At 43.5% G+C, this 6,533-nt stretch carries 10 protein-coding genes; 3 read left to right on the forward strand and 7 right to left on the reverse strand.

Annotated elements, in window-relative coordinates:
* Positions 1 to 297: 297 nt before the first annotated feature.
* From WAM07_RS01020 to WAM07_RS01050, 7 genes are all read right to left on the reverse strand, one after another.
* Positions 298 to 1,173: a dimethylarginine dimethylaminohydrolase family protein gene (locus WAM07_RS01020; protein WP_422164023.1), complete on the reverse strand. Its 876-nt coding sequence runs from the start codon at positions 1,171 to 1,173 to the stop codon at positions 298 to 300.
* Between the two features lie 171 nt (positions 1,174 to 1,344).
* Positions 1,345 to 1,563, reverse strand: a complete 219-nt coding sequence (locus WAM07_RS01025; protein ID WP_014642510.1) for a spore germination protein — start codon at positions 1,561 to 1,563, stop codon at positions 1,345 to 1,347.
* A 69-nt stretch (positions 1,564 to 1,632) separates the two neighbouring features.
* Entirely contained in the window at positions 1,633 to 2,001 is a 369-nt protein-coding gene (locus tag WAM07_RS01030) for a spore germination protein GerPE (protein ID WP_422164025.1), read from the reverse strand.
* A complete protein-coding gene (locus WAM07_RS01035) occupies positions 1,994 to 2,206 on the reverse strand; it encodes a spore gernimation protein GerPD (protein WP_422164027.1) in 213 nt (70 codons plus the stop codon). Before WAM07_RS01035 ends, WAM07_RS01030 begins: the two co-directional genes overlap by 8 nt.
* Positions 2,203 to 2,754 carry a spore germination protein GerPC gene (gene gerPC, locus WAM07_RS01040; protein WP_422164029.1) on the reverse strand — a complete coding sequence of 184 codons (552 nt, stop codon included), beginning with the start codon at positions 2,752 to 2,754 and terminating at the stop codon, positions 2,203 to 2,205. The genes WAM07_RS01035 and gerPC overlap by 4 nt, the downstream gene beginning before the upstream one ends.
* A gap of 42 nt (positions 2,755 to 2,796) precedes the next feature.
* Positions 2,797 to 3,024 carry a spore germination protein GerPB gene (locus WAM07_RS01045; RefSeq protein ID WP_014642513.1) on the reverse strand — a complete coding sequence of 76 codons (228 nt, stop codon included), beginning with the start codon at positions 3,022 to 3,024 and terminating at the stop codon, positions 2,797 to 2,799.
* Positions 3,025 to 3,035: 11 nt separating this feature from the next.
* On the reverse strand, positions 3,036 to 3,257 hold the full coding sequence (locus tag WAM07_RS01050) for a spore germination protein (RefSeq protein WP_014642514.1): 222 nt from the start codon (positions 3,255 to 3,257) through the stop codon (positions 3,036 to 3,038).
* 85 nt (positions 3,258 to 3,342) lie between these two features.
* On the opposite strand from WAM07_RS01050, the gene WAM07_RS01055 reads away from it, so the two are divergent.
* From WAM07_RS01055 to WAM07_RS01065, 3 genes are read left to right on the forward strand one after another with little or no spacing between them, the layout of a single operon-like run.
* Entirely contained in the window at positions 3,343 to 4,533 is a 1,191-nt protein-coding gene (locus tag WAM07_RS01055; RefSeq protein ID WP_422164032.1) for a DUF418 domain-containing protein, read from the forward strand.
* 17 nt (positions 4,534 to 4,550) lie between these two features.
* Positions 4,551 to 5,750, forward strand: coding sequence for a DUF2157 domain-containing protein (locus tag WAM07_RS01060; protein ID WP_422164034.1), 1,200 nt, complete (start codon positions 4,551 to 4,553; stop codon positions 5,748 to 5,750).
* The gene (locus WAM07_RS01065; protein ID WP_422164036.1) at positions 5,747 to 6,259 is read left to right on the forward strand and encodes a GDYXXLXY domain-containing protein; all 513 of its coding nucleotides are present in this window, start codon (positions 5,747 to 5,749) and stop codon (positions 6,257 to 6,259) included. Before WAM07_RS01060 ends, WAM07_RS01065 begins: the two co-directional genes overlap by 4 nt.
* The last annotated feature ends 274 nt before the right edge of the window (positions 6,260 to 6,533 follow it).

Below are 6,533 nucleotides of genomic sequence, written 5' to 3' on the forward strand. Positions count from 1 at the left end.
TTTTTTTGCTCTCCAGCTAATTTTAGTAGGTATTTTTTGTGGGTTTCGAGTTTCTTATTAAGGCCAGGTCCGGAGGGGGACGATGTAGACTCCTGCGGGGTAAACATGATCGGTGAGACCCCGGAAAGCTTTAGCTTGAGGAGGCCCAGCACATGCCCGCGGAAAGCGAAATCGTCCCCCGCAGGACCTTCCGCTCAACAAATGTCTCGAAACTGAGTCTTCAAGTAATGGGAGCTTTTCTTTAAGAATTACCATGTAGTTTTTTGGGTATATAATTGAAACAATCTGTAGATTTAGTTACGGGTTGTCTAACTTGTGATCAGATGATCGCAGTAGTGGAAGCGTGCAGCAGCGGAAGGATCCGCCTGATTTTATAATTTCAGAGAAATCAATGGGAATGATTTGGAAACCCTTTGAATGCAGCTCATCGTTCAATCGTTGGTTCTGAGGAAGACTAATGAGTATTCCTTCATCAATGGAAAGAACATTCGGCCCCATATGGAATTGCTCCTCCCGAGTTACCGGAATCAAATTGAATCGGGACTGAAGCTTATCCAATCCACTATCAGTAAAAGAAGGAGGATAAACGAGAGCTGTATGATCACTAATAATATTAAATACACAATCAAGATGAAGAATATCATCCTCAAGGTCCAGCGATTCAATCGTATAGGAAGGGAGTTGTTCTCGTAACGTTTCTATAGACTCAAGAGAAGTACGCCCGCTTATTCCAATCCAAATAGTCTTTCCGTCAATTAATACGTCCCCTCCCTCGATGGAAGAAAGAAACGGTTCGTGGAAAGGAATCGAATTTTCATAAAGCCACTCTTTCAACAGCGAAGTTTCTTCAAGCCGCACTTCTTCATTCATTGAAGCCACGAAGAGTTGATCATGAATGACAAAGGCAATGTCTCTCGTAAAGACCTGCTCGTGTAATTCAGGGTGAGCAGAAAGTTCAACCACTTCAACACCATGCTCCTTCAGCACATGGACAAAGGTGTCGTGTTGGTCAAGCGCACGCTGGATATCAATATTGACATCTTCATAATGCTTTTGTGTTTCATTAATAACAGTCGATATTTTCATAAAGGATGGTTTTGCAACCAGCACTTTTTTTAAAGCAGAATATTCGGTTCTGCAATGAATTCTATTGCTCAGTGTGCATTCCTTCATCTTCATAACCTCCATCTTGCGCTTTCATGGTTAATTCCCCGGGTCATCCTTCCTAAAACCTTCAAAAATAAGGAAATGGACTCATTCTATGTAAGAAGCTCAAAGTTATAAAATACTTTGAGCTTCTTCTATCCGTTTATACACTATTAGTTTAACTCAAAATAAAGCAGCTTAAGCATTAGCGGTAACATTCTGGTCGTTAACATCAGGATCAAAAGGATTCGTAGAACTGATACCGTTGTTGCAGACAATCCAGTTTCCTGTGTTGAGGGCACCTGAACCCGCGTTTGTCTTTGAAGTACTCTTAGGTGATAGATAGAAGGAATCCCCGAAGTTTACGACCCCGCCGCCGACACTATTTATACTGATGGGACCGACTATGGCCGGCATTCATGATCGCCTCCTTCTTATAATTAGTTCGATTCGACGATATAGTTACAACCTATGCGAAACAGTGACCTATTGTTCGTCTCTCAAGACTCGGAAATGCTTTGTTCTAGAAAGGGAATCAATGTGTTCAATGCCTCCTACTTGCACAATTCCAGCCGTGGAAACCCCGATAACATGGATATCATTTACATAGATGGCCTGGTTTTGGTAATGGAAGGAAGGAACGGTAATAGGAGGTAAAGGTCTGGTGGGATGTAGAGAGAAAATTGGAAAATCTTCAAAGTTGAGCGAATTTGAAATAAATTCTGCTCCTTCTTTTTGGACAGCCAGCACTTTGGACCAGGGAGACGCCCGGTGCACATCCCCAATAGAAATATTAGAGGCGATCAATGCAGAGGTAATGTCAATTCCATCAACGTACACCATGCGGTTATACATTTTCATCATCACCAATGACTACAGTTTCCCCGGTGGTATCTATTGGAACATAGGGACCAATGATCAAGGATTCCGGCGGTGTATCGAAATAAGATTGTAAACGAATCGTTTTATTGTCTCCGATCAGGAATACGGCGGAAGAAGAGACCGCCGTTACGCGAATGTGTCCGACATGGAGACCATAGTTATGAACGATGTGATTCATGAGGTACCATCTCCTTGGAAAGAATCAAAATATTGAGCTATGGAATGTCTGATTTCATGTTGCACCTGATTAACAAGCCCGGCATCATCCAAGTCCGGATTCTGGTTCTTATAGTGTTCTATCCTCTGAGAGAGCTGCTTTCTTACATCGGCAATAATCTGCTCCTTATGGTGATCCGTTACCGGAATTTCATGATCGCGGGTATATTGATTCATCCACTGGGGAATGTCTGTGTTCATGTATTTTTGCAATTGGTGAAGGACGGGATCCTGCTGAGAAGTCATTTGACCCTGGTTTGCATAAAAGTCACCGATATCTGCCGCATCGCTTCCATTCGGAGTTAGTCCAATTTGCAAAGTTCCTTCCAACGTATCGATCTTCAACTGGTCAAAATGATACTCTATTTTTTCAATGACGGTCTTAGGGCTCTCATTCATTTGAAGCTGTTCGATTTTCTGCGTCAATTGATTGATCAGCTGCTGCTGGTTTTCCATGTGCTTCATAACCTGCTGAACCCAAGACTGCCATGATTGGTAATTGTTGTTCAAATGAGATCACCCCCTGTTTAACTTTATGCACAATATACAAGACTATGATATGGAAAGTGGAACGAGAGAAGGACCTTCGGCTTCCGGAATGTCTACGGTGCCTTCTGCCGGCGTGGCAGCCGGCGCAGCGGATTGAAAAGCTCCTGTATTATATAGGTCAGCTTTGGCTTGAATAACTCCTGAGCTGCCAATTTGAACAATGGAAGAATTAGCCACGGTGCCGATACGCAGTACATGAATGCAGATGGACTGGTGGACGGTAATGTTCATGAAGCATCCTCCTAGGAATCGTTAATTAAGGATTGGTCAATCATCTCCTGGTCATTGACATAGGTGTTGGAGTTGTTAATATCAATATTTATTCCACTCCCTGTGTTGAATGACCCGCCGCCAGCAAATGTTTTTACCCAGGCTTGTGGGGCCATATTATACACGTCGCCAATGTTGAATATACTGGAACTGGATAAGGACGTCACATTTACGGCTCCTACTTTTGCCGGCATTTAAAAACTCCTTTCTTTATTTTATGAAACGCAATTGTCTAAATAACAGAATAAAAGTAAAATAAAGCTAACAGGGGGAATAAACATGAATTCGAAGGCGTCGCCATTAGGAGAATCAGAAAGATTAAACTGGATTGATGCTGTACGCGGGCTTGCGATTTTAGGCATCTTCATGGTGAATGTACCAGCGTTTAACGCTCCCTATTTCTTATACGGGGGAGCCGCTCAAGCCTGGGATTCATCACTGAGTCATACCGTGCAGGCGATCATTGATATCTTTTTTCAAGCAAGTTTTTATACATTATTTTCTTTTATGTTTGGATTTGGCATGCAGATGATGAAGGATCGGCTGGATGAGAAGAATCTTGATTACCGCCCAATCATATTTAAACGATTGGTAGTTTTAATTGGCTTTGGCTTGATCCACGCCTTTTTAATCTGGCATGGAGACATTCTGCTTTCTTATGGAGTACTCGGACTTACTTTATTTGCTTTTTTCCATCTAACGAAAACCGGGCTTTTGTACATGGCTTATTTTATGCTAGCGCTTCTTGTCCTGCCAATGACTTTTGCCCTCTACTCGATTCGCGGACGGCTGCAGGGGATTGTTGAACAGGGATCGATTAATGAAGCTATAGCTAACTACGGCACAGGGAGTCTAACCGAAATATGGCAACAGAATGCCTCTGACTGGTTGTATGCCAACCATGTTGCTAATCTGCCATTTTTAGCACTCAGCCTGCTTCCCATGTTTTTATTTGGTTTATATGTGTGCCGTAAGCGCTGGCTACACGAACCGGCTGCTCATTTGGGGAGTATAAAAAAAGTGTGGGCTATGACAGGCGTCCTGTTTCTCATTTTTAAAGCAGGTCCTTATCTCTATGGTAATCCGGAATGGGTTGGGATTATGCAGGACAGCGTAGGCGGAACCGCCTCAGCCGTATTTTACGTGTTGTCGGTAACGTTATTGTTCCGGACAAAATCAGGGGCAAGGTTTTTGCATCCATTGACGTGGATTGGAAGAATGTCGTTATCCAATTATATTCTTCAATCGCTTGTATGCTTTGTTCTTTTTTATTCGGTTGGGTTTGGTATATACGGCCAGGTACCGCCTATTATGAGCGTAATGATTGTGGTGGTGGTTTACACGTTGCAGATCTTCGCAAGTAGAGCATGGCTCAAGAGATACCGTTATGGGCCGCTTGAATGGCTGTGGAGAACATTAACTTATGGGAAGAGACAACCATTAAAACGTAAACAGACAGCTGCTTCTTAAAAAGAGGAGGACTCACCATGAAACGTGAAGAGCTCATCAAAGAAAGCAAGGAATGGGTAGAGGAACGAATTATATCGGAAGATCAAAGGGAGCAGTTGCTGGAGCGCTACCCGGCCCGGCAGCACAAACCTCTGCTGCTGACCTTTGCCGCCATCTTCATAGGCCTCGGATTTCTAACGTTTATCGCTTCTAATTGGTCGGTGATCTCGGATATCTTTCGAATGGCGATTATTATTGGAAGTTTACTAGCCTTCTATGTTGCGGGTGAGCAAACTTACAAGAAGCACTCCAAGCGCTTAGGGGAAAGTCTAATGCTCATTGCTCTTATGATATTTGGAGCAGGGATCTTTTTGACGGGCCAAATGTATCATTTTACTTCATTTAGTGCCCTGCCATTCTTTATTTGGTCCATTGCCGCATTCAGCTTGTTTCTCCTATGTAAAGAAACACCTTTCTTTATAGCTGCAGCTATTCTAACTACGGTGGGGCAGGTGTACAGTGGTGTCACTTTTGGTGATTTTCACATCTGGACTGGATTACTCTTCATCCTTGGTCTAGGGTGGTTTACGGCGCGCGGTCAGCGGACGGATTATTCGGTCTGGTTCGGAGCGGGTTATTTGATTCAAAGTCTCGTCTTCGTTCTTAGCAGTGGTTATCCTTATTACTGGCTCATTAATCTGATCCTCTTTCTTTATTTATTCGATGATGCAGCCGCTGGAAAAGGAAAGCTGCGCGTGCTCAAAACGTTCAGTGTCATTTCAGTCTTTTTGATTTTAGTTTTTCAAGTCTTCTTTCTTGGAGAAGGTTTTGTAGAAGTCCAGACAGAATCCTCTTTCTATTTCTTTATTGTATGGGCCGTCTTTTTCGTAGGAGCTGTGGTCCGGTCTGCGATGAGTTCAACGAATTACTATTGGATTGATTTGTTATTATTTTTGCCGGTCTTCCGATTTGATTTCGCTGATGGGTTGTCGCTCGGTATCTTGTTTGTCTATTCCTTGCTATGGCTCACTTCAGGCTATCAGCAGAGTGTAGCACGCTGGGTAAACAAAGGGACAGCTGCACTTCTGGCTACGACCTTTATAGCTTATTTCCAGCTTGCCTGGGACTTCATGAACCGCTCTCTTTTCTTTTTTATTGGTGGAATCCTGCTGTTTGCCTTAAGCTTCTTCCTTGAAAGGAAACGAAGACAAGTGAGCAAAGGGGAGGTAACGCCATGAAGCGCATTTGGTTTTATGTCATTGTCTGCCTTCAGGCTCTGTTTCTTATATTGATGTCGATGTCTTACTATACTATGGACATATGGGGAGAATCCATACGCTTAAAAACCGCCCCTGTAGACCCGAGAGATCCTTTTTATGGTGACTTTGTAACATTATCATATGAGGTGGAAATGGTTCCTGCGGATAAATGGAATGTTTCTGCTGATATAGGGTCGGGAGAAAAAGTTTATTTGCTGCTCGAACGTGGTGAAAATGATCTTCATACACTTGTGGAGGCTTCTGCTGAAAAACCTGAGGTGAGCGGGAAGGAGGTCGTCTTTCCTGCCCGTCTCGACTGGCATGATCCTCAAAGAGGCGTGTATATGGTGGATATTGGTTTGGATCGTTATTTTATTGAGGAAGGTACAGGTCAGCAATATGAACAAAACAGGGAGGATCTGATCGTGGAAGTCATCCTGGCCCCCTGGGGACAGAAAAAGATTGATGCCGTAACGAAGGCGGAGTAAATAAAGAGCGCTTTTCCTAAATGGAAAAGCGCTCTTTTTAATCAGCTGGATGGAATTTCCTAGAGTCTCTATGAAGTAAGAGACTTATTCAACAATAGGGACGGATAGTTGAAGACTCAGTTTCGAGATATCTTTGGCCCTTTACTTAATATAGAGGAGGGATGTCTGCGGAAACAACTCGCTTTCCTGCGGGGGAACTGGCAAGCCTCCTCAGTCGTTAACACTCCTTGTGGGGTCTCGCCTAGCTCCTTCTCCCGCGGGAGTCTCGTCGTTT

This window comes from Halobacillus sp. (assembly GCF_049282395.1).
Lineage (GTDB): Bacteria > Bacillota > Bacilli > Bacillales > Halobacillaceae > Halobacillus.

Excerpts from the sequence above, each read along its gene's own strand:
- WAM07_RS01020 (WP_422164023.1), bottom strand. The coding sequence starts at position 1,173 with ATGAAGGAATGCACACTGAGCAATAGAATTCATTGCAGAACCGAATAT.
- WAM07_RS01025 (WP_014642510.1), bottom strand. The coding sequence starts at position 1,563 with ATGCCGGCCATAGTCGGTCCCATCAGTATAAATAGTGTCGGCGGCGGG.
- WAM07_RS01030 (WP_422164025.1), bottom strand. The coding sequence starts at position 2,001 with ATGTATAACCGCATGGTGTACGTTGATGGAATTGACATTACCTCTGCA.
- WAM07_RS01035 (WP_422164027.1), bottom strand. The coding sequence starts at position 2,206 with ATGAATCACATCGTTCATAACTATGGTCTCCATGTCGGACACATTCGC.
- WAM07_RS01045 (WP_014642513.1), bottom strand. The coding sequence starts at position 3,024 with ATGAACATTACCGTCCACCAGTCCATCTGCATTCATGTACTGCGTATC.
- WAM07_RS01050 (WP_014642514.1), bottom strand. The coding sequence starts at position 3,257 with ATGCCGGCAAAAGTAGGAGCCGTAAATGTGACGTCCTTATCCAGTTCC.
- WAM07_RS01055 (WP_422164032.1), top strand. The coding sequence starts at position 3,343 with ATGAATTCGAAGGCGTCGCCATTAGGAGAATCAGAAAGATTAAACTGG.
- WAM07_RS01060 (WP_422164034.1), top strand. The coding sequence starts at position 4,551 with ATGAAACGTGAAGAGCTCATCAAAGAAAGCAAGGAATGGGTAGAGGAA.
- WAM07_RS01065 (WP_422164036.1), top strand. The coding sequence starts at position 5,747 with ATGAAGCGCATTTGGTTTTATGTCATTGTCTGCCTTCAGGCTCTGTTT.